Source organism: Phycisphaeraceae bacterium (assembly GCA_040222855.1).
Taxonomy (GTDB): domain Bacteria; phylum Planctomycetota; class Phycisphaerae; order Phycisphaerales; family Phycisphaeraceae; genus Mucisphaera.
In genome coordinates, this window is the sequence record JAVKCD010000025.1 from 50,254 (window position 1) to 71,831 (window position 21,578).

The window sequence follows — 21,578 nt, forward strand, 5'->3', positions numbered from 1 at the left end:
GGTCACCGTTCAACGGCCGTTGGCCATTTTTCGCCAGGCCGCTGGCGCCATGCCAACCCTCCGGGAGAAGAAACTGCTGAAATAATGAACCGTGGAGAAACCCATCTCCTCCGCGATACGCTTTAGTGGTTGATCCCCCTGTGTCAGGCTGAGTTTGATGGCCTCGATCCGCAGCCGGTGGTACTCCTCGAGGACTGAGCGATGCAGAACTTCACGGAATAGTTTTTCCAACGAGCGACGCGATACACTCGCGGCTTCAGCAATCTCATCGACAGAAACCGGGTGCTGCAGATGCGCGTGCATGAAGGCGATCGCACGCGAGATGTCGGGGTGCGTGCGAGGATACGTGTCGGTGCTGCGTCGGGCGATCAGGTCCTGAGGCGGGACGACGACTGGGGCTTCGGGGGCGGCCTCGCCCCGGAGCAGGCTGTCCAGGAGCCGGCCCGCTTGGTAACCAATCTGCTGACTGCCGTGGTCGATGCTCGAGAGAGGGGGGTCCGAGAGATTGCAGGTCAACTCATCATTATCCACCGCGAGCACAGCCAGCTCCTCTGGGATACGAAGACCAATCGATCGCGCTTCCTCAAGCACCATGACCGCGTGAAGGTCATCACAGACGAACAGGGCGGTCGGGGTGATACGCGCCTGCAGCCATTGCCGTAGGCGCCGCCGCGCCGTCGCGCTGGGACGACCTGTCGAACCGCTGATACCGGTGATGTGCTGGACACAGGTCGCACCGGCCTCACGCAGCCGCTCGGCATACCCCCCGAAGCGTCGGGACACGTAGTAACGCCCATCCAGCCCCGCATAGGCGAAGTGCTCAAAGCCACGGTCCATGAAGAACTCGGCCGCCATGCGCCCGACGGCATGGTGGTCAACGGTCACAACCGGAAGACCAGGGCCCTCAAGGTTGCCAGCGATGCTCACCACCGGGATGCCAAGCCGCATGACCTCGTCACGCATCGCCTGCGTTGTGACCGGCATGATGAGGCCGTCCGCATCGATATGCCGAATGCTCTGCGGGTTCTCATCAGCGACGGAGAGCTCCACCCGCCAAGGCTGTCCGTTGGCGACGTAGCGGGCCAGACCAATCGCTTCGGAGCGGCCATACGCGCTGGCAAGGTCCAGACGCACCGCAACCCGGGGGCGGGTTCGATCACGTCGGAGGCGGGGGCGGGCGGGTGGAGACATAGCGCTTCGTGATAATGCAAATATAATACGGAAACGCGCATACCGCCAGTGCGATGGATGCGCATACTGATATCTGAATCACAGCTTGTCTTGGATGTTCGTCTCACCCCGGTTCACTGGCGCGTCATGATCCGACCCACACCCTCCCTACTACGCCCCTCCACGCCGAATCCAGGCCTGCACTACGCTTACCCCCTGCAGCCCGCCGATCCCCTCCGGCTCGACGCCGACGTCGTAATCTACGGTGCAACACCCTCGGGAATCGCCGCCGCGATCCAGGTCTCACGCATGGGCCGATCGGTGCTCCTGCTGGCCTTCGGCCGACGCATCGGGGGAATGACCACCTCCGGTCTGGGCGCAACAGACGTCGGGCATCAAGGCGCGATCGGCGGGATCTCGCGAGAGTTCTACGAGCGGGTCGGGCTGCACTACGGCCAGTCCGTCTCCTGGCGATTCGAACCCTCCGTCGCCGAACGAGTTCTCAGCGAGATGCTCGACGACGCAGGGGTCCGTGTGCTTTTCGAACAAAGACTCATACGCGTCCAGTCAGAGGCAAAACGCCTGGTCGCACTCGAAACCGAGGGAGGGCACCGTGTGACCGGTCGCGTCTTCATCGACGCAGGCTACGAGGGCGACCTGATGGCTGCCGCGGGCGTGCCCTACACCGTCGGTCGTGAGCCCAACAGCCGCTACCGCGAGACGCTCAACGGCGTGCACTTTGGTCATCCCGGGCACAACTTCAAAGCATGGGTGGACCCCTATCGCACGCCCAGAGACCCGGATTCAGGGCTGCTCCCGGGTGTGACTGCCGAGGTGCCCGGAGTCAACGGCGATGGCGATGAGGCGATTCAGGCCTACAACTTCCGTGTCTGTCTCACGAATCAACCGTCGAATCAACGGCCGTTCCCCAGACCCAGAGGCTACGATCCTGCTCGCCACGAGTTGCTCCTGCGCTACATCGAGGCGGGTGTCTGGGACGCGCTATACCTCACCTTACCCGTGCCGCATCACAAAACAGATACCAACAACTTTGGTGCGGTCTCGTCAGACCACATTGGTGCGAATCACCGCTGGCCCGATGGGTCTTACGCCGAGCGCGAGCGAATCTTCCAGGAGCACGTGGCCTACAACCAGGGCCTTTACTATTTCCTGGCAAATGACCCCAGAGTGCCGGCGTCGATCCGCGACGAGCTGGCCGCCTGGGGGCTGCCCCTGGACGAGTTCGAGGAGACAGGCGGCTGGCCACACGAACTCTACATCCGCGAATCCAGACGCATGCTCGCTGACGTCGTGATGACCGAGCATCACTGCAGGAAGTTCGACCGATCCGAGGACTCGATCGGCCTGGCCGCCTACACCATGGACTCGCACAACTGCCGGCGACTGGTCATCGATGGGCGCGTCTACAACGAGGGCAACGTCGAGGTCCCCCCCAGCAGCCCATACGAAATCAGCTATCGGGCGATCGTCCCGCCCCGCGGACACTGCGCCAATCTCCTTGTCCCGTGGTGTCTCTCGGCAAGCCACATCGCCTTCGGCTCAATCAGGATGGAACCGGTCGGCATGGTGCTCGGTCAGTCGGCTGGCGCAGCCGCCTGCCTGTCAATAGAACTCGGCGTCGATATTCAGGCTGTCCCGTATGACGAGCTCGCCGATTGTCTGACCTCAAATCATCAGGTGCTGACGTGGAGCCAAGAGCCGGTCAGCACGGGGATCAATCAGTGGGTGGAACAACCCGCCGATCGCACTTCGGTCATGACCGACAACCACAGCGATCACAGCGCCGCAGCAACCAGATAGGCCCCATCGCTCTTCAGGACCAACAGCCATGACTCATCATTACACCACAACACCAAGACGTGCCCGGCGGGTCCCGGGCTTCACACTGATCGAGCTGCTCGTGGTCATATCGATCATCTCGCTGCTCATCGGTATCCTCCTGCCGGCACTCGGAGCGGCTCGAGCCTCGGCCCGAACCATGGCTTGCCTAAGCAACCTCCGCCAGACCGGGCTGGCCTTCAGCATCTACGCGACAGACCACAACGACCTGTTCCCCTCAAGATCGGACCTCTGGTACCGCGCGAACGTGCTTGGACAGTACATCCAGGGCGGGGACACCACGACACCCGGCAACATCGGCGGATCGACCTACGCCTGCCCGAGCGACGAGGATGGCGCACGTTCCTACAGCATGAACATCTACGCGACCAGCGGAGACGCAGGAGCCTTCATCAACTCGGCTTTTGGCGAACAGTTCAACGCCGCGGTCATCAACGCCAGCCAGATGATTATCATGTCCGAGAGCTGGTCCTACTTCCAGTCTGATGGGCAGTACTTCGCCTACGCCTTCCTGGCCGAACGAGGTTTCACCCCCTATCAGAACTTCGTCGATCGCCCGGTCCGTGGCTCCTCACAGTTCGGCAAGGTCTACGACCCGCTCCGCGAGAGCCAGTTGGATTTCTCCCGCCACCGCTCAACAGGTGAACCCCACGAGGCACGCGGGAGTGTCAACATCGTCTTTGTCGACGGTCATGCCGCTTCCCACACAGACGAGCAGATGGTCGACCGCGCCGCCGAAAAAAGCACCTACGCCCTTCTCTGGTCACCCAAAGACCGCGACGTGGAGAGCAACTGATGTCGATGGCCCCCGCACCTCACGCCGAATGTTTCTCACTCACTTCCTGGCTGATGATCACACTCATGATGCTGGCCCCGCATGCACCCGGCCAGGCCCTGGCGCAGCAAGCCGCTACGGGCCCGGGGCCCATCAAAGTCGAGGTCGTCGAGCGCTACGGTCGCTTCATGCTCCTGCGCGACGGCAAGCCTTTCGAGATGCGTGCGGTTTCCGGTTTTGATGAGCTGGACACTGCGGCCGCCGCCGGCGTCAACACCCTCCGAACGTGGTCGACCAAACACCTGGACAACGGCAGAATCCTCGACGAGGCACACGCCCGCGGGATGGGAGTCATGGTCGGGCTCTGGCTCGGTCACAAGCGTGACGGCTTCGACTACAGCGACCCCGAGATGGTCAAAGAACAGTATGACCGCGTCACCGCCGAAATCCTCAAATACAAAGACCACCCCGCGGTGCTGATCTGGGGCATTGGCAATGAGGCCGAGGCCCGTGGCGGACAGCCCTACGAGGCTATCCAGCAGATCGCGGAGTTCGTCAAAGAAGTCGATCCCTACCATCCGACAGCCACAGTGCTAGCCGGCTCGCACGTGGACCGCATCACCGCAGTGCGCACACGGGCACCGTCTATCGACATCCTCGGCATCAACACCTACAGCCACTACGCCAACGTGGCGGAGAACGTCCGCAAAGCCGGCTGGACCGGGCCCTACATCGTCACCGAGATCGGCAACAACGGGACCTGGGAGGGCCCCCGTACCACCTGGGATGTCCCCATCGAGCCGCCGAGCGGGATCAAGGCGCAGCTCTACCGCGAACGTTACCTGGACTTGATGGCCAACCGCCGACAATGCCTCGCCGCTTTTCCCTTCAAGTGGGGGTACGTCCCGAAGGGCACCTCTACTTGGTTTAGCCTCTTCCACGCTAACGGCGAGCCTAACGCCGTGGTCGATCAGATGATCCAGATCTGGACAGGCCGCTGGCCGCAGGATCGCTCACCCTGGGTCACCGAACTCAACATCGAGGGCCAGCCCTACGACAGTAGCATCACACTTAAGCCCGGCACGGTGGTCACCGCAGAGGTCCGTTACACCCACGCTGACCCGCACACACTCGATAGCCGATGGCAGGTCAAGCCGGAGGCCACCATCGCCAGCGGGCAGGGCAGCCAGGCGATCAACGTGACCGCCGTCGATACCCCCATCGAAGTCATTGACCCCTACACCATCCGCTTCACCGTTCCATCCGAGCCGGGCCCCTACCGACTGTATTTCTACGGCTACACCCCCACGGACCGTCTCGGGTCGGCCAACGCGCCGTTCCTCGTCGCGTCCGGACCCTGAGCAGGGGAGAGCATGCTCTTACAGGACACGCCCCGCCGTCGTCGAGTTGCACTTGTGCTCAACAAGGACCAGCACCGCTGGCGACGCGTGCTCCGCGGGCTCCTGGGTCTCCACGAAGCACGGGATGAATGGGAACTCCACAGCGTCCCCGGCCTCACTGATCTCCACCTCGACCTGTTGCGCCGCTGGAAACCCGATGGCATCATCGCAGACGTGCCCGACCAGCAGGCCGCAGAAAAAATCATGCAACTGGACATCCCCACGGTCCATCTGGCTGACCGCACCCAAGTCCACGGGCTCACCAGTGTCGGCGTTGATCACCACAAAGTTGGTCAGATGGCAGGCCGCCATTTCGCGGAACTGGGGCTCCGGCATTTCGCTTATTTTGGCGATCTTGACTGGGCATCCAGCCGCGCACACCTCCAGGGATTCCATCAGACGCTGACGGACATAGGCCTCGATGCACGAGTCATTGAGCCCCCCAGATTCCCGACCCTCGACATGTCCGAGGGCTGGACCTCGGCCGATGACAGGATCGCGTCTTGGCTCGAATGCATCCCCCGCCCATTCGGCCTCCTGCTCGGAGATGACCGGTGGGGACTGTGGGTTGCTCAGGTCATCCGTCGCGCCCGCATGACGATCCCTTACGACGTCGCGATGCTCGGCATCCAGGACGACGAACTCCACTGCGAGATGACAACCCCTCCGCTCTCCAGCATCCGCCTGCCACTCGCGCAGATCGGGCTCGACGCCGGGCGACTCCTGCTCGAGATCATCGACGGCCGGGCCGATCCCGCCTCACAGATCAGATTGCCCCCGGTGAGCATTACCTTGCGGGCCTCCACCAGCTTGCTCGCGGTCGAAGACCCCGACCTGGCTCAAGCCCTCCGATTCATCGCCGACTCGGCCCACCTGCCGATCCAGGTCGAAGACATCCTCACAGCAGTCCCGGTCTCTCGCCGACAACTCGAACGCAAGTTCCGTGAACTACTGGGCAGAACACCCCTGCAGGAAATCCGTCGCCAGAGACTCCTGCGCGTCCGTGACCTACTGGCGACAACCGACGACTCGCTCCAGCAGATCGCCGAGCGCACCGGATTCGGCAGCATGTACAGCCTCTGCCGTGTCTTCCGCAGAGAAGCAAACGAAACACCTATGACCTTCCGACAGCGATACCGCAGAAGTTGAACTTCACCCCTTGACCGCCCCAAGCTGGATCCCCTTGACCAGATAACGCTGAAGCACAACAAACAGAACCAGCATCGGCAGCACCGACAGCGCCATCGCCGCCATCAGCACATTCGTCTGCTGACCCTGAGAGGAATCGAAAAACAGCAGACCCACGGGCAGCGTGTACCGATGTGTGCTCTTGAGCATAACCAAGGGCCAGAAGAAGCTGTGGAAGCTCGCGATGAACGTGAAGATCGTCAGCGTGATCACCCCGGGGCGGCTCAGCGGCAGGATGATGTCCCAGAACAGACGCCACCGTGAGGCACCGTCAATCATCGCCGCCTCATCCAGCGAAGACGGGATCGTCAGCATGAACTGACGAAGCAAAAACGTCCCGAACGCGCTGAAGGACGCCGGGATGATCAGCCCCATATAAGTATCCACCAGACCAAGACTGATCATGATCTGGTAGTTGGGGATCATCATCACTAGCCCCGGCAGCATCATTGTGCCCAGGTACAGAAAGAACACCGTGTCCCGACCACGCCAACGCAGACGTGAGAAACTAAAAGCCGCCAGCGCGCTGGTGAATACCTGAAGAAACGTGACCCAACTCGCCACCAGGATGCTGTTCCAGTACCAGCGACCAAAAAGAATCCCCTGAAGCTCCGTCCCCTCGGCCGATTCCAGACCAAGCAGCACCGCGTAGTTATCCCAACGCAACTCCGAGGGCAGCCAGCTCTCCAGCCCCACTTCCTCCAGAGGCTTGAGGCTGGTCAGAATCATCCACACGAACGGAAGGATCATGGTCATGCTCAGCAGCGTGAGCACCAGGTGAACACCAACCTTCGATAACCCCGCCGAACGTCGGGCACCGGAAGCAGCAGCAGGACGGTCTCGTGGCGGCAGATCAGTCATTGACAAACCGGTTCCCGAACGTCCAGTTCATCATCGTCAGCACAAAGACCATGGCGAACAGCGTCCATGTCACCGAGGCCGCGTAACCGAGACGACCGGTCTCGAACCCCTCGATGTAGATGTAATAACTCAGCGTCGTCGTCGCCCCCGCAGGTCCGCCCTCCGTCATCGTCCGCGCCATCTCAAAGCCACCCTGCAGCCCCGCAATCACGCTCATGATCACAATGAAAAACGTGATCGGTGCGAGCTGCGGCCAGGTCACATGCCAGAACCGGTCCCAGTGGCCGGCACCATCAATCGAAGCCGCCTCGTACAACTCGCCCGGCACGTTGCTCAGACCAGCGAGGTACAGCAGCATATTGTTGGACCCGATGGCCGCCCACAGCATCATGATCATCAGCGCCGGCTTGGCCCACCGCGTGTCACTGAGCCAGTTCGGAGGCTCAAGCCCGCCCGACGCCATCTCCGGCAACCCCCAGAACACCCGGCTAAGACCCAGCAAGGCCAAACCGCCCACCATCCACACCACACCAGCCAGAACTGTCCCCCCTACACCCTCATCTCGGCGGCATGTCTGCCCCGTGGCAACAACGCTGATCACAGCCCACAGCACGACAGTCACCGCCACCACCAACAACGCCACCGCCCGCCACTCGCCAGCGCCCCAACCGCCAACCCAGCACGGCAGCGTCAACGCCGCCACGGCCACCAGCACCGGCAGCCCCCCCGACTCACCCTCCCGATGCCAGCCAAGCAGCCATCGCGTGCCCACGACCGTCAGGAACACCAGCAAGCCCAGCAGCAGCAGACTCATGGCCTGTGGCACCCCGGCAGGCACCGCCAGCACCGAGTCTTCCACGCCCTCAAGCACCGGCCGCAACACCGCATTGATCGGCCCGGTCTCCGGACTGTAGAGCTTCTTCCAGAGAATGTAAGTCGCCACACCCGCCGTGAAATGCGGCAGATAAAACAACGTCCGGTAGACCGTTGAGCCTCCCGCTGCCCCCCCAACCAGCACAAGACCCGCCAGTGATGCCAGCAGCAGCGTCATCGCCGTCACCCCCGCACCCAGCATCGCCAGAACAAGCAGCGACAGCACCAGCACGGCAAGCGACACCCGCCGCATCCAGGCGATCCAGGCCGGATGGCCCAGGTCCTGACTCAGCAGCAACGCGGCACCAAGTGAACCCGCGATCCCGAACGGAATCGCCATCATCAGGAACAGCGTGTTGCCCAGATATCGCCAGAAATCAGGGTCGCCGGCCATCCGCACAAAGTTGTCAAAGCCGATAAACCGCAACGGCTCCTGCTTGAACATGTTGTGCAGCCGAAGATCCCAGTTCGAGAAGGCCAGAATCAGTGACAGGATCAGCGGCAGGAACGTGAAGCACAGAAAACCAACGATATTCGGCAGCAGAAAGCCAACCCCCACAACAACATCCCACCATCCCTGGCGACTCGGACTCCGTCTCATTATCCGCCCCCGCTCTGATCAGCCGCTACCGTCTCGTAGCCCGCGCGATACGCCTTATGGAACGGATTCGTGATCCAGTCATCAGGCACCGGATCGCCCGCAGCCTTGGACGCGTCGATCTCCGACTGACGCTCGATCAGAGACCCGTACCGCTCCCGCAAGGCCTCGCTCTGCTCGATCGAACGCTCGATCTCCTCATTGATCGCTTCCGCAGCACGTCGGGCAGCTTCCTCAGCCGGGAGAATCTGTGGGTCACTCAACACCTGCTCACGCGCGATATTCATCAGACGCATCACCGTGATCCGTGACACAAAAGGACTCTCGTCGTTGCCGATCGCACGATATCGCGCGCTGTGGCTCCACGCCTCATGCGTGCCCCACTCATTCGGGTACGCCGACGGCCGGCGGTACGCCTCGGTATCCGTAAAAGAAGGATTGGGCGGCAACGCGTCCGCATCATCAACGATGCGCTGGTTGTACGATTCACTGGCCAGAAAAGCCAGAAAAAGAGCCGCTAGGTCCTTGTGCCGACTGCCTCGATAGATCGCCGCCGAACGAGTGCCGATCAGATCATTGCTGAAGCCGCCCGGAAAAACCGGCATGTAGCTGAGACTCAGGTCCATCGGCTGCTCATACAGGCGAAGCCGGATCAGCGACCACCGCCCGTTGTAGATCATCCCGTAACGACCCGCGTAAAACATCGACACCGAAGCACCGCTGAAACCTGATTCCGCCGCCATCGAGGCCTCCTCCGCAGCGGAGGGCATGAGGTCCAGATCGTAGACCCAGCGGCGCAGACGTAACAGTTCCTCGGCATATCGAGGATCGTCCAGCGTGCAACGCGTCATGGTCTCGTTGAAGATCGACAGCCCCCGCGACCGGATCATCTGCAACAGCATCGCGTAGGCGCGGTAGCCCGTCGGCGTGTCCACGAAGTACACCGTCTGTCGCTCGCCCGGAGCGTTCGCCGCGCTGATAAAAGCAGTCCCGATCCGCTCGAAATCCGCGTACGTCCACGCCCTGGATGGGGTCTCGACGCCAAGACGCTCAAACAACCCACGATTGACCCAGAAACCCAGCAGCGACACATTGCACGGAAAACCGTACTGACGCCCGTCACGCACCAGCGCGCTGCGCAACGCCGGATACGTCGCCTCAGGGCTGAACCCCATCACGCGGGCACGATCCGTGACGTCTTCCAGAACACCCAGCGGCTCCATCTCCCCGATCGAGCAGTCCATGATGTCCGCAGCAACACCCGCCACACTCTGGATGATCTTCTTCGAGTTGTTGCCCGTGCTGATGGCGTCCAGCCGCAGTTCCACCACCGGCCGACCACGATCATCAACGTGACCCTGATCAATCAGCCACTCGTGGAATAACGCCACCTGAGCGACACGGGCCGGACTCATGTCCGTCGCCCAGTAGATGACCGGAACCTCACGCTGCTGCTCCGGCTCAGTCATCAGCGTGACGCCCCCAGCGAGGCTCAGGACCGAGAGGATGATCACAAAAAGGTATTTCATGTGACCGGGGCGTCTTCCGTGAGCGGCTGATCGGTCCAGACCCCGAACCACGGGCTGTCGTCATCATCGACCCTGAGCCACGCCGTGTCCTGCCAGGCCATCGAGCCCTCCGACGCCCGGCTGCTCTGCCACAGCCGCGCACTCACATCGGACGACCCGGTCAAGCGGATCGAGCCCGTCTCGCTCTCCTCCGGCTCCCCGGCAGCAGCAACCTGCCCCTGCCCGAACGAGCCCGCCAGCAGACTCAGATCGATCAGATCCACCACACCGTCATGGTTGCTGTCACCCTGCATCCACGACCCCGACGTGCCAAAAGAGTTGGCCAGCCGCGAGAGATCGATCAGATCAACCACGCCATCCAGATTCGTGTCGCCGTCGTAGGTCGGGCGGATGAGCACAGAATCCGGATTCGTGTCGATTCCCAGGAACACTCCGCCACCCGGCCCCAGCACATCCGAAGCTGTCGCGTACCCCACATTCGCCGCAACATCACCAGGCAAAAGCTGGCCGTTGGCGATCACCGTGCGAAGCGACCCAGCGGTATCCACCGAAGGCTGATTCAGAACCAGCCCGTACCCGTTCAGATCAAGCACGCCCGCTGAGCCCAATATCAGGTCACCCACCTCCATCGCAAGCACCGGACGAACCACCAGCCGGAAAGCCCCATCAAGATCGAGCCTGATCCCGTCAATCCCCGAAAGATCAAGCCTGTCCTCACCACCCGGATTGACGATCTGAATCCGTTCGACGCCCGCGCCAGGCACCTCCATCACAACGCCATCACGCGTCACAACGACGCTCTCAACGCCCGCTGTCACCGTGATCACGTTGTCCAGTTCGGTTGCCGCGATCCAGACCGTGTTCCCGACCCGGCCCGCAAAACCCTCGCCGCGTGTCTCGTACAGCACCGAGCCGATCCCGCGCGCAGCCTCCACCATCGCGTCATAAGGCGTATCGGTAATCGTCACAAAGCCAAGATTACTGTTGTTGTTAGAGTTGTTTAGCCGCCCGCTCGTGGGGAAGTCCCAGTACTGCAGCCAGTGAACGCCGACAACACGGTCGCTGGCCATCGCAGTCTCAAGATAATCACTGTACGCCTGTGCCCTCGCGGCCTGATCAGCCACCTCCCGGAGCCCATCCGAGAGCAGACCCGTGTCGTTGGCACTGAAGTGGAACTCGCTGATGATGATCGGTACGTCAGCGGTCAGCGCCGCAGGCAGCGTATCCACGCCGGTCCCGTATCGGTTGATACTCAGCACATCAACCCGGCTCGCCGACGCCTCAGCCACCGGAATCCGGACGCCGTTGGTAAATCGCGCGCCGAGATACAGGTGCTCAGGCGCAGCTTCGGTCATCGCCGAGGCGGTCGTCTCGAAGTACCGCTCAGCATAAAGACGATCAAAGTCGCGAAGATCCTGACCGGCACCACCGAGACCCGGCACGACGTCTCGACGCTCCAGCAGGTCTTCCCACGAGGCATAATCCGTCTGCCACACGCTATTGAGCCCGCCGATGCTCCCGTAACGCCCCATCAGCAGGTCCCGAAAAGCCACCTTGGCGTGTTGCGTAGGCGCGGACGCCAGAGCCGCCAGCCCGACGTCAATGTCCTGCGTCGAGGAACGCGTCCACGACAGCTCGTTGTGAACGAAATAGCCCAGCAGCCACGGATCGCTCAGGCTCTTGCCGGTCTCCTCGAGAATCCGATTGATGACATTCGTGCGGTACTGCGGGTCAAAATAATCCGGGAAGGTGCCCACCCCGTTGATCAGCGACGCGTTAGGCGGAAACAGCACGATCGTGTAAGGCGTCCGACTCTGAAGATAAACATCCTCATCCGAAAACCCGCCGATCGTGTTCATGCCCCAGCTCCGCAGCCGGTCGTGGGCGAGACTCTGGCTGATGGCCTCCCAGTCGCTGCCGTAACGCTCCAACGCGTTGCTAGCGTAGAAGTTCATCGTCAGCGGGAAACTGCCCTGATAGGCACCAGAAGTCACTGCCGATGTCTCGACCCGGAGAAACTCCGCTGCCGGGTCGCCCGGCAGCGGGAGACCCGCGAAGTAGTGCTCACGTCCCGTCACGCCGGTCTTCACCGCCGCCGCGCCGCCCCCAAGCCGTTCCGGGTCACTGACGCCGGTAAGACCATGCGAGAAGAACAGCCGCCCCTCGGGGTCCACCAGCCACCAGCGGTCCCCAAGCTTCTCCGTACGAAAGTAACCCGTCGCCGTGAGCTGCGGACCGCTCGCCCAACCGCCGTAAACATTGAAATCACCGGGACCCGGATGGGCCAGCAAATCGGCGGCCTCGAGCGTCACTCGGTCCGCCAGGTCCTGAGAAGAGGTCACCTTCTCCGGCCAACTCATATACCGATACTGACCGAACGGATCGATAAAGGGAAAGAAACCCGCCGGATAGAGCCCGCTGGCATAAGGTGATTCCGGGCCCTGCGCCATCGCGAAGATCGCCCCCTCCGGATCGGGCAGGAGCATCAGCGAATCCGCGAGCACCACGTCGGCCCACCGACTCCCCAGCCTCAGCTCGTCAAAAGCAACACTACCCTGACCCTGGAACCGAGTCACCGCCACGCGATCGAAGCCCAGATCGAACGTAGCGATCACCGCGTCCGGCTGGCCCGGCACCAACCCGAGGTCGGGGTTCTGCCAGACGCTGATCGTGTCCGCTCCCTCAGCAAAGTCAACGCGGAGCACAAAAAGCTGAGGATCGTCGCTGTATCCACCAAGCGCAACCCCATCCGACGCCTCGGCACCGACCAGCAACCGGAAGTCCTGCCCATCACCGGGGCTGAAAATACGCAACTGACGCTTGTCCTGAGTCACGCCGCCGTCATACAGCGAAAAGGTCGCTAGCGGAGCATCCAATCCGCTGACCTCCAGCAGGAAGGACAGATACAGTGGGGACCCGTCAAGCGACGTCGTCAGTCGACCACCCTCCGCCAGATAGTTCCCAAGCGGACCGTTGTTCCCGTCCAGCAGCACCCTCGAGACGACATCCGTGCCGTTCAGCACCACCCGATTAAGACCCGCCTCACCGTAGCCGGGGTAGCTCAGGCTCCCCGCAGCCAGCGTGGCGCTGCCAAGCGTCGCCCACGAACCGTCATAGCCCGGCGTGTAGCCGGCTATCCCGTCCAGAGAGGACCCCGCGGGGTAATCAAGGTTCGCAAAGCCCTCCGCAGAGAGCGGGACGCCCGGCAGCAACACCAGTGACCCCGGGTCGGTCACCGAAGACCAGGTCTCACCCATCCGCCACTCATCAAACGCAACCGTCCCGGACCCACCAAAACGTGACAGCGCCAGTCGATCAAAAGACAGGTCATAAGAAAACTGCGCCTGCGGGGCCGGCTCCGGGGAACCGGCCACCGGGTCCTGCCAGACACTCAGGGTGTCGTCTCCCTCAGCAAAATCAACACGCACGACAAAAAGATGCACGCCATCGCTGAGTGAACCCAGCGGCTGGGCACCTGCGGTCGAAGGGCCGACCGCCACCTGAAAAGTCGGCTGGCTGGAGGAGGTAAAGACCCGAAACACCCGATCGCCGCTGGTCGTGCCATCCTTATAAAGCGATACCGTGGCCGCAGGACGACTCGGGCCCGTCACCTGCCATAGAAAACTGAAATAGAGCGGGTTCCCCTCAACCGAGGCACCCAGATCGTTGCCAGGCATCACATAAGACGCCAGCGGCGACCCCGCCGTCGGATCAAACTGCCGGAACACCAGCGCATTGTCCGCCAGCTCCACCCGCAGATCACCCGTCTCCCCGAAGCCGGCGTACCCAAGACTCCCCGCCTCCGTCGTCACCGTCCCGGACCCACCCCAGACCCCTGAGAAACCGTCCACGGTCTCAAGCGTCGCGCTGACCACAGCACCCTCCAGGTACGCACCCTCAGCAAAGCCATCCAGCACCAGCGGAACAGCACTCAACATCATCCGGGGCTCAAGGGGTTGTAGCTGAGTCATACCTGGGATCAAGCCACTCATAGACGCCTGGAAACCACATACAGACGCGAACACCGATTCAACCATGGAGTATGACCGCCAGAATGCCGAGTTCAATACCCTATCGCGCAATGCCATTACCCATTCGAGTCAGCCAAAGCAGCATCCCCCCAGATTGTCGCAAGTCGGCAATGGTCTTGCGCGATACAACATTGCCCCGGAAGCCTCCCGACGTATAGTCAAACTTGAGATTCAATGGCCACCGTCTCCCGAGCGAGATCAACCAGGCCTCAACCTTTCGAACGCCCTCATCTCGGGCATCCCAGGAGGAGAAACATCGTGATCAACCGCAACCCCCACCCCAGCACCCTGTTGTCCTGCTGCCTCTCGACCACACTTGCCATCGGCCTGGTGTCCGCAGGCACAGCGTCCGCGAATCTGATTGCCGGCGATTCGTTCCTGACCGGCAACCCAGCCGATGCCGCCAGCGGAGAATACATCACCACTCAGTTCCGCCGCGGCCAGGTCAACGGTGCCGGACAAGACCCCACCATCCCAGGCTTCACCGGGGCGTGGACCGGCAACGTGACCAGCGGATCACTCGCTGTCGCCCAGTGGACCGCCGAATCGGCACCAACAGGCACCACCGCGCCCTACCAGGTCGGCGGCAGAGCACGCTTTGGCGGGTCCAGCGCCGTCAACGGCCTTCAGCGCCGCGTCCAACGCGAACTCTCGCCCTACACCCCGGCCTCAACCTACTACATGTCCGTGATCACCCAGATCGCTACCGGCGACCTCGCGGGTGCTCCCGGCTTCGCCGGCGTCGGCTTCACCAATGCCGATGCCTCCGTGACCCAGCAGGACGCCAACATGGCCGGGGGCTCGGCGCTCCGCGGACTCCTCATTGGTGCCGCTTCCTCCGATGGCGCGACCACCGACTTCGTCATCCGACACGTCGGAGCCGCAGGTCTCGTCGATGAGGTCGTCGATGCCGGTATCCCCAACGTCGAGCCGACCCTCACCGTCGTCCGTCTCGACTTCAACGACGACCCCGCCAACCCCGCAGGCAACTCCAGGATCAGCGTCTGGCACAACCCGGACTTCACCGCAGCCCTCACCGAGGCCGACGCGACCGCGGACTCGGCACCCCTCACCTTCCGCACGTTCGCCCTCGACACGATCGGTGATCTCACCCACCTGACCATGACCGGCATCAACTACTCCAAGGCCGCCAGCTTCGACGAGGTCCGCCTCGCCACCACCTGGGAAGCCGCCGTCCCCGTACCCGAACCGGCTACCGGAGTCCTCGCACTTACCGCACTCCTCGCCGTCAATCGACGCTCTCGTTGACCAGACCTCACGCCCATACTTCGCCCATGGAATCACAAGGAAGGATGACCATGTCTCAGATCAAGCCTGCACTCACTGGCGGATGGTTGGCCGCCGCACTGCTCATCGCCGGGTTGGTGTCCACCGACGCACGCGCCACGCTGATCGCCGCCGACTCGTTCTTCGGCGCCATCCCCGGGGACCCAGCCCTCGGCGAGTACGACCAGACCACCTTCAAAAACCAGTTCCGCCGTGGACAGACCAACGGTGCCGGACAGGACCCCACGATCCCAGGCTTCATCGATCCCTGGTCCGGCAACGTCACCAGCGGGTCTCTCGGTGTCGCTCAGTGGACCGCCGAGGTAGACGGCATCTTCGCAGACACCAACCTCCTCTCCGAAGGCGGTCGCGCACGCTTCGCCGGCGTCGATAACCTCCAACGCCGAGTCCAACGCCAGCTCAGCCCCTACACACCCGCCGACACCTACTACTACTCGCTCATCTCACAGGTCACCACCGGTGACACCGGACTCGACGGGTTCGTGGGCATCGGCTTCACCAACACCGGACCCACCGTCAGCCTGACCGACGCCAACCTCGTCGGCGGGTCCGACCTCCGCGGCTTCCTCGTCGGTCCCGCCGCCAACGGCTCATCCACCGACTACGTCGTCCGTCACGTCGGCTCCTCAGGCGTCCTCCAGAACGACATCATCCTCCCCGACATCATCCAGAACGATGAGTTCGGCTCACCCTTTGTACGCCACACGGTCCTGCGCATCGACTTCAACGATGACCCACTCAACCCCGCAGGCAACTCAAAGCTCACCGTCTGGCAGGACCCCACCGACCTCGCCTCGGAATCCGCTGCCACCGCATCTGTCACACCCATCGAGTTCCGTACCTTCGCGCTGGGCAGCAACGCTGACATCACCCATCTCACGATGACCGGCATCGACTACTCACGACCCGCCAGCTTTGACGAACCACGATTCGGCACAACTTGGGAGGCCGTTACTCCTCTCAACGCGCTCCCCGGCGACTTCGACGCCGACACCGACATCGACGCCGATGACATCGACCTGCTCACAGCCGCCATCGCAGCTGGATCCGCCGACACAATCTACGACCTCGACGGCTCCACCACCATCGACGCCGCCGACCTCGATGAGATGATCCTCAATCTCCTCGGGACCTTCTTCGGCGACACCAACCTCGACCTCGCCGTCGATCTCATTGACCTCTCCGCCCTCGCCACCAACTTCGGTCAGACCAGCGGTTGGGCTGGCGGAAACTTCAACACCGACACGATCGTCGATCTCATCGACCTCTCCCTGCTCGCCACCAACTTCGGCGCAGGAACCGTGGTCCTGCCCGAACCATCTATGGCCCTGATGCTCCTGGGCATTCTGCCAGCGCTCGCTCGACGTTCTTGATCACCATCCCGTAGCGGCATCGAACAGGTGTCGCTACGGATTTCTCCCCACACCGGGTCATCCCTATCCGTCCGTTTGCGGAGCTTGTTCCATGCCCTCACAGGCACAAAACACCCATCAACCACACCTCGGCCACGACCTGATCGTCTACGGCGGCACCGCCGCCGGGGTCCTCGCCGCCGTAGCTTCCGCCCGTGAAGGCCTCAGCACCCTCCTGCTTGAACCAGGCGATCATCTTGGTGGCATGGTCTCAGGCGGCCTGGGCGCAACCGACGCCGGGACCCCCGAAGCCATTGGCGGTCTCGCACGCGAGGTCTTCAACCGCCTCGGAGAGCACTACGGACTCGACGGACCCGCCTGGACACACGAACCCTCCGCCGCCGAGCACGTCTTTCGTGAGATGCTCAAAGAGGCTGGCGTCACCGTCCGCTTTCGTACGCGACTTCACGAGAACCAACCCCCCGAGAAGATCGAGGCCACACTCGCATCTATCACCACCCAAACAGGCGAGCGATTAACCGCCCACCAGTTCATCGATGCCACCTACGAGGGCGACCTGATGGCCGCCGCAGGCGTCAGCTACCGCGTCGGCCGGGACTCGATCGACGCCTACAACGAGCCGAAATCAGGCATCCGCCCGCCGGTTCACTTCGGCGTCTCAGCCCACGACGACCACGGCCTGCTGCCCGACATCGCCGACGAGCCCTACGGCGACATCGGCGCAGCCGACCACCGCGTCATGGCATACACCTATCGCCTCTGCCTGACACGAAACCCCGACAACCAAATCCCCTTCGACAAACCCCACGGCTACGACAGACGCCGCTACAGCCTCCTTACACACGTCCTGGCCAAGGCCCCCGATGCCCGCTTCCTCGACATGATCCTCCCCGTCGACCTGCCCAACGGCAAGATCGACGCCAACAACCGGCCCGGACTCATCGTCTCCACCAACCTCCACAACGGCAGCTGGGAATACCCCGAGGCCTCATGGAACAGACGCGATGCCATCGCTCACGATCACCAGACATACGTCCGCGGCTTCTTCTACTTCCTCGCCAACGATCACGCCGTCCCCCCGCAACTCCGCTCCGAAGCCGCTCAGTGGGGACTCGCGGCAGATGAGTTCACCGACACCGACGGATGGCCCCACCAACTCTACGTACGCGCTGGCCGAAGAATGATCGGCGAGCACGTCATGACCGCCCACGACATGCTCACCCACACTTCCAAGCCCGATGCCGTGGCCATGGGAAGCTACTTCCTCGATTCCCACCGCTGCCGACGGATCGTCATGCCCAGCGGTGAAGTCGCCACCGAAGGTGGTGTCGGCGGCGAAACAACACCCTATGACATCCCCTATCGATGCATCACACCGCTGGCCGCCCAGGCCACCAACCTCACCGTTCCGGTCTGCCTCTCATCCTCATCCGTTGCCTGGTGCTCACTCCGCATGGAACCCATCTTCATGGCCTTGGGTCACGCCGCAGGCCTGGCCGCCGCCATCGCATGCCGCTCTGATCGTCCGGTCCAGGCCCTCGATAGGGCTCAACTGCAGCAGAAACTCCGAGAAAATAATCAGGTCATCAGCCAATCCGGACTCTCCGCCATGCGTGAACACCAGCATCAGCCGCTGGGCGCACCTCAGGTCACCGTTCGTGCCGACACCGCTCGCCAGGTCCTGCGTGACCCACGCACGTCAGACACAAGACAGCGATAAACGCAACATGCGCCACGCAGAATACCGGGTAGCCAGAAGCCGCCTGCTGCTTGCAGGCACCTAATCTATCGCTGGGATGAGCTTGCGCAAACCCTATCCAAGACTGGCGTTTCGTGTGTCAGCGGGGGTCGATCTCAGATATGTCGATGAGTCTCTGCGCCTCACGGGTCTGAGATCGGTGTCTCCCGCCTGAATCTATATAGAAGGTCAATCTGGGGCGAGTTCTCTCGAGATTTAGCTTGCTGGATCCCCACCGCGGTGGTCCAGGAGATTGTTGTGGGTCTCAAGAGGCCTAAGTGATGTCCGATGTGTCCGGCTTGGGGCAGGGTGGTTACCAGCTAAATACCTCATATGCCTTATCTTACCGATGTCCGTGGGTACTGACCCGGACATCGGAGGAGAAGAGCATGTCTCAGGCAGATCAGCGATCGATCTGGGTATTGATTGATGCCATTTCCGTGTTATTCGCGCAGGCGTACATGGCATCGAGAGCACGAGCCGTGGGTATACCCTCGTCGATGACCCGGGTTCAGGCACAGCGAGATCATGCCTATTCAGACTCTGTCCTTCTCGAGCGAGAGCTCGCCATCTTCCGGGGTCACCGCCAGAATCGGCCCGCTAAGCAGCGTCTTCACTACACCCCAAAAGAACGCGCCGAGATCCTCCAGTTGATGAGGCTGCGCGGCTGGTCCGCCAAGCAGACAGCTGCTCGATTCGTGGTTCATCCCAACACGATCCGCAACTGGAGAAGGGCGGTCAGAGAGAAGCACCGGGCACAGGATGTGGTGGGCTCACCGCCCTGGAACAAGCTGCACGCCGGTGTGCGCTGGCTGGTCCACGAGATCCGATCCCTCTGCCCAGAGCGAGAGTTCGGAACCCGAACCATGGCTCGCTACATCATGAGGGCTGGGATTCAGATCAGCAGGGCCTCAGTTCTTCGGATTCTTGAGGAAGAGCGTCGGCCTCGTCCATCGGACTGTACCTCTTCAACTGAATCAGAACGAACTGCCCCCAACCACTTCTTCCAGCCACCGGGACCGAATCATGTCTGGCACATGGACATGACTATTCTCAAGATGCTCTGGCTGCGCTTCGAGGTCGCCGCCATTGTGGATGGGTTCAGCCGGAAGATCATGGCCTTAAAGATCTTCAGATCGAGCCCGAACACAGACCAGTTGCTGGCTTTGATCGACGAAGTATCGGGGCTGGCGGGCTTGCCCCGATACTTCGTCACCGATAGAGGAGGGCAGTTCCAGAAGCGGTTCAGGGATGAACTCAGACGTCGAGGCGTCAAGCACACCCGTGGCAGGGCTCAGACCTGGCAGTTCAACGCCAAGATCGAGAGGCTGTTCTGGAGCCTTAAGAGCTGGTGGCGGGTGTCCCTAATGGTGCCGAACATCGAGACGATTCAGGCACGCCTGGACGCCTACACCACGTGGCACAATCACTTACGGCCGCACGCAGCGTTGGGTACGTTGACGCCAAGCGAAGCGGCCAGCGGAGCCTCGACTCCAGACCCGCTTCGCTACACGGAAACAGGTGAGATCGAACCCGTGATCAGGGTCAGGCGACAAAACGTCCGCGGCGACCCGAGATTGCTCTTCCCAGACATCCGAGTGCGACCCAAAGTGGATTTTGCGGCCTGAAATGGCTGCAGGGCGGAGCACAACAATCTGCTGGACCCCCGCTCCAGAAGCTGATCCAGAAGCGTGACACCGAGACGCTGCACCGCTGGATGAACCCGGCGCTACTCAAGGGCAAGCTCCGGACTTATGAGGGCTTCGCCATGAGCCCGACCGCCGTCCATCGCCCTTTAACCAAACGAGTCAAGAACGGTCAGAAGCGCCTGGTGCGTTACTACGTCAGCCAGAAGGCCATCCAGCACGGCTTTGCAAGTTGCGCGATCAAGTCCATCAACGGAGAACACCTCGACGAACTGATCCGAGGCATCGTTCTGAGCCATCTCAAGGATGAGGCACTCTGCCACCAGGAACCCCAGGTCCGGGACCACTGGGTCCGCCACACCATCGAGAAGGTCGAGGTCCGGCCCGACCAGCTCATTATCAAGCTCAACAAGAAGCGCACCCGTGAGGTTCTCGAGCAAAACTTCCACACCCCGGAAGATTCAGATGATCAAGGGCCGGTATGTCTCTTCGAGCCCGAAGTCATCGAGAGCGAGCAGATCCTCGAGCTGCGCCTTGCGATCCAGATCAAGCGGTTCGACGGCAAGCGTTTGCTGCTCACACCCGAGGGCAAAGACCTGGTGATCCCCGCGAAGCCTGAACCCAAGCCCCATCTGGTCAATGCCGTGGGCCTGGCGTATCGCTGGCTGGAAGAGCTGACCAGCACCGAAGCAACATCGAAAGACTACGCCGAGAAGATCGGGATCAACCCCAGACGTCTCCAGAAACTGCTGCCCCTGACCTATCTGAGCCCCAGGGTTCTCAAGGCCATCCTGACCGGCACCCTCTCGCCCCGGATCACGCTGGAAGACCTCCTGCGCGTCGCAGAGGACCTCGACTGGAATCGCCAGCATCAGGCTCTGGATCTGCCCTCTTAAGGCACAAAGCCCGTACCCCACAACTCAAAAACGGACACCTCAATCCGGGCTGAGAGACACTCGGGCGATCTCGCGGCGGATTGGACACAAATGGCCCGAAGCGTAGTTCGGAGAAACGGAATACCCCGTGTTATCGGCGATACTCATGATTGTAAGTGCTTGTTAAATATAGACTTAAGATAAGCGGAGAGGGCGGGATTCGAACCCGCGGTACGGACAAGCCGTACACAGCATTTCCAATGCTGCACCTTCAGCCGCTCGGTCACCTCTCCAAAGGGGGTCGACGGCGTCGAACCGGTTATCGTAGACGATCGTGGGCGAGCGTCCAACTC

At 62.0% G+C, this 21,578-nt stretch carries 14 protein-coding genes and 1 tRNA gene; 9 read left to right on the plus strand and 6 right to left on the minus strand.

Going from position 1 to position 21,578, the window contains the following annotated elements; translation table 11 throughout:
* Positions 1-9: 9 nt before the first annotated feature.
* Positions 10-1,191 (minus strand): DNA-binding transcriptional regulator, encoded by a 1,182-nt coding sequence (locus RIG82_10105; GenBank protein MEQ9461292.1) that lies wholly within the window; start codon positions 1,189-1,191, stop codon positions 10-12.
* 126 nt (positions 1,192-1,317) lie between these two features.
* Between RIG82_10105 and RIG82_10110 the strand changes: the two genes are divergently transcribed.
* From RIG82_10110 to RIG82_10125, 4 genes are read left to right on the plus strand one after another with little or no spacing between them, the layout of a single operon-like run.
* Entirely contained in the window at positions 1,318-2,991 is a 1,674-nt protein-coding gene (locus tag RIG82_10110; protein ID MEQ9461293.1) for an FAD-dependent oxidoreductase, read from the plus strand.
* A gap of 28 nt (positions 2,992-3,019) precedes the next feature.
* Complete coding sequence (locus RIG82_10115; protein ID MEQ9461294.1) at positions 3,020-3,826, plus strand: prepilin-type N-terminal cleavage/methylation domain-containing protein; 807 nt, start codon at positions 3,020-3,022, stop codon at positions 3,824-3,826.
* Positions 3,826-5,166, plus strand: a complete 1,341-nt coding sequence (locus RIG82_10120) for a glycoside hydrolase family 2 TIM barrel-domain containing protein (protein ID MEQ9461295.1) — start codon at positions 3,826-3,828, stop codon at positions 5,164-5,166. Before RIG82_10115 ends, RIG82_10120 begins: the two co-directional genes overlap by 1 nt.
* A gap of 12 nt (positions 5,167-5,178) precedes the next feature.
* Positions 5,179-6,354, plus strand: coding sequence for a substrate-binding domain-containing protein (locus tag RIG82_10125; protein MEQ9461296.1), 1,176 nt, complete (start codon positions 5,179-5,181; stop codon positions 6,352-6,354).
* A gap of 3 nt (positions 6,355-6,357) precedes the next feature.
* Here RIG82_10125 and RIG82_10130 read toward each other — a convergent pair whose 3' ends face one another.
* Genes RIG82_10130 through RIG82_10145 form a run of 4 tightly spaced genes read right to left on the minus strand, consistent with a single transcriptional unit; the run spans position 6,358 to position 14,195 of the window.
* Positions 6,358-7,254 (minus strand): carbohydrate ABC transporter permease, encoded by an 897-nt coding sequence (locus RIG82_10130; protein MEQ9461297.1) that lies wholly within the window; start codon positions 7,252-7,254, stop codon positions 6,358-6,360.
* The gene (locus RIG82_10135; GenBank protein ID MEQ9461298.1) at positions 7,247-8,728 is read right to left on the minus strand and encodes a sugar ABC transporter permease; all 1,482 of its coding nucleotides are present in this window, start codon (positions 8,726-8,728) and stop codon (positions 7,247-7,249) included. Before RIG82_10135 ends, RIG82_10130 begins: the two co-directional genes overlap by 8 nt.
* On the minus strand, positions 8,728-10,254 hold the full coding sequence (locus RIG82_10140) for an extracellular solute-binding protein (protein MEQ9461299.1): 1,527 nt from the start codon (positions 10,252-10,254) through the stop codon (positions 8,728-8,730). The genes RIG82_10135 and RIG82_10140 overlap by 1 nt, the downstream gene beginning before the upstream one ends.
* Positions 10,251-14,195: a hypothetical protein gene (locus tag RIG82_10145; GenBank protein ID MEQ9461300.1), complete on the minus strand. Its 3,945-nt coding sequence runs from the start codon at positions 14,193-14,195 to the stop codon at positions 10,251-10,253. The genes RIG82_10140 and RIG82_10145 overlap by 4 nt, the downstream gene beginning before the upstream one ends.
* 348 nt (positions 14,196-14,543) lie before the next feature.
* Between RIG82_10145 and RIG82_10150 the strand changes: the two genes are divergently transcribed.
* The 5 genes from RIG82_10150 (at position 14,544) to RIG82_10170 (ending at position 21,246) form a co-directional block, all read left to right on the plus strand.
* Positions 14,544-15,554, plus strand: coding sequence for a hypothetical protein (locus RIG82_10150; protein ID MEQ9461301.1), 1,011 nt, complete (start codon positions 14,544-14,546; stop codon positions 15,552-15,554).
* Between the two features lie 50 nt (positions 15,555-15,604).
* Positions 15,605-16,966, plus strand: a complete 1,362-nt coding sequence (locus RIG82_10155; GenBank protein ID MEQ9461302.1) for a hypothetical protein — start codon at positions 15,605-15,607, stop codon at positions 16,964-16,966.
* A 91-nt stretch (positions 16,967-17,057) separates the two neighbouring features.
* Positions 17,058-18,686, plus strand: coding sequence for an FAD-dependent oxidoreductase (locus RIG82_10160; protein ID MEQ9461303.1), 1,629 nt, complete (start codon positions 17,058-17,060; stop codon positions 18,684-18,686).
* A gap of 518 nt (positions 18,687-19,204) precedes the next feature.
* Positions 19,205-20,332, plus strand: coding sequence for a DDE-type integrase/transposase/recombinase (locus RIG82_10165; protein MEQ9461304.1), 1,128 nt, complete (start codon positions 19,205-19,207; stop codon positions 20,330-20,332).
* An 89-nt stretch (positions 20,333-20,421) separates the two neighbouring features.
* Positions 20,422-21,246: a hypothetical protein gene (locus RIG82_10170; protein ID MEQ9461305.1), complete on the plus strand. Its 825-nt coding sequence runs from the start codon at positions 20,422-20,424 to the stop codon at positions 21,244-21,246.
* Between the two features lie 184 nt (positions 21,247-21,430).
* Here the strand turns inward: RIG82_10170 and RIG82_10175 are convergent.
* Positions 21,431-21,518, minus strand: a tRNA-Ser gene (locus tag RIG82_10175).
* Between the last annotated feature and the right edge of the window lie 60 nt (positions 21,519-21,578).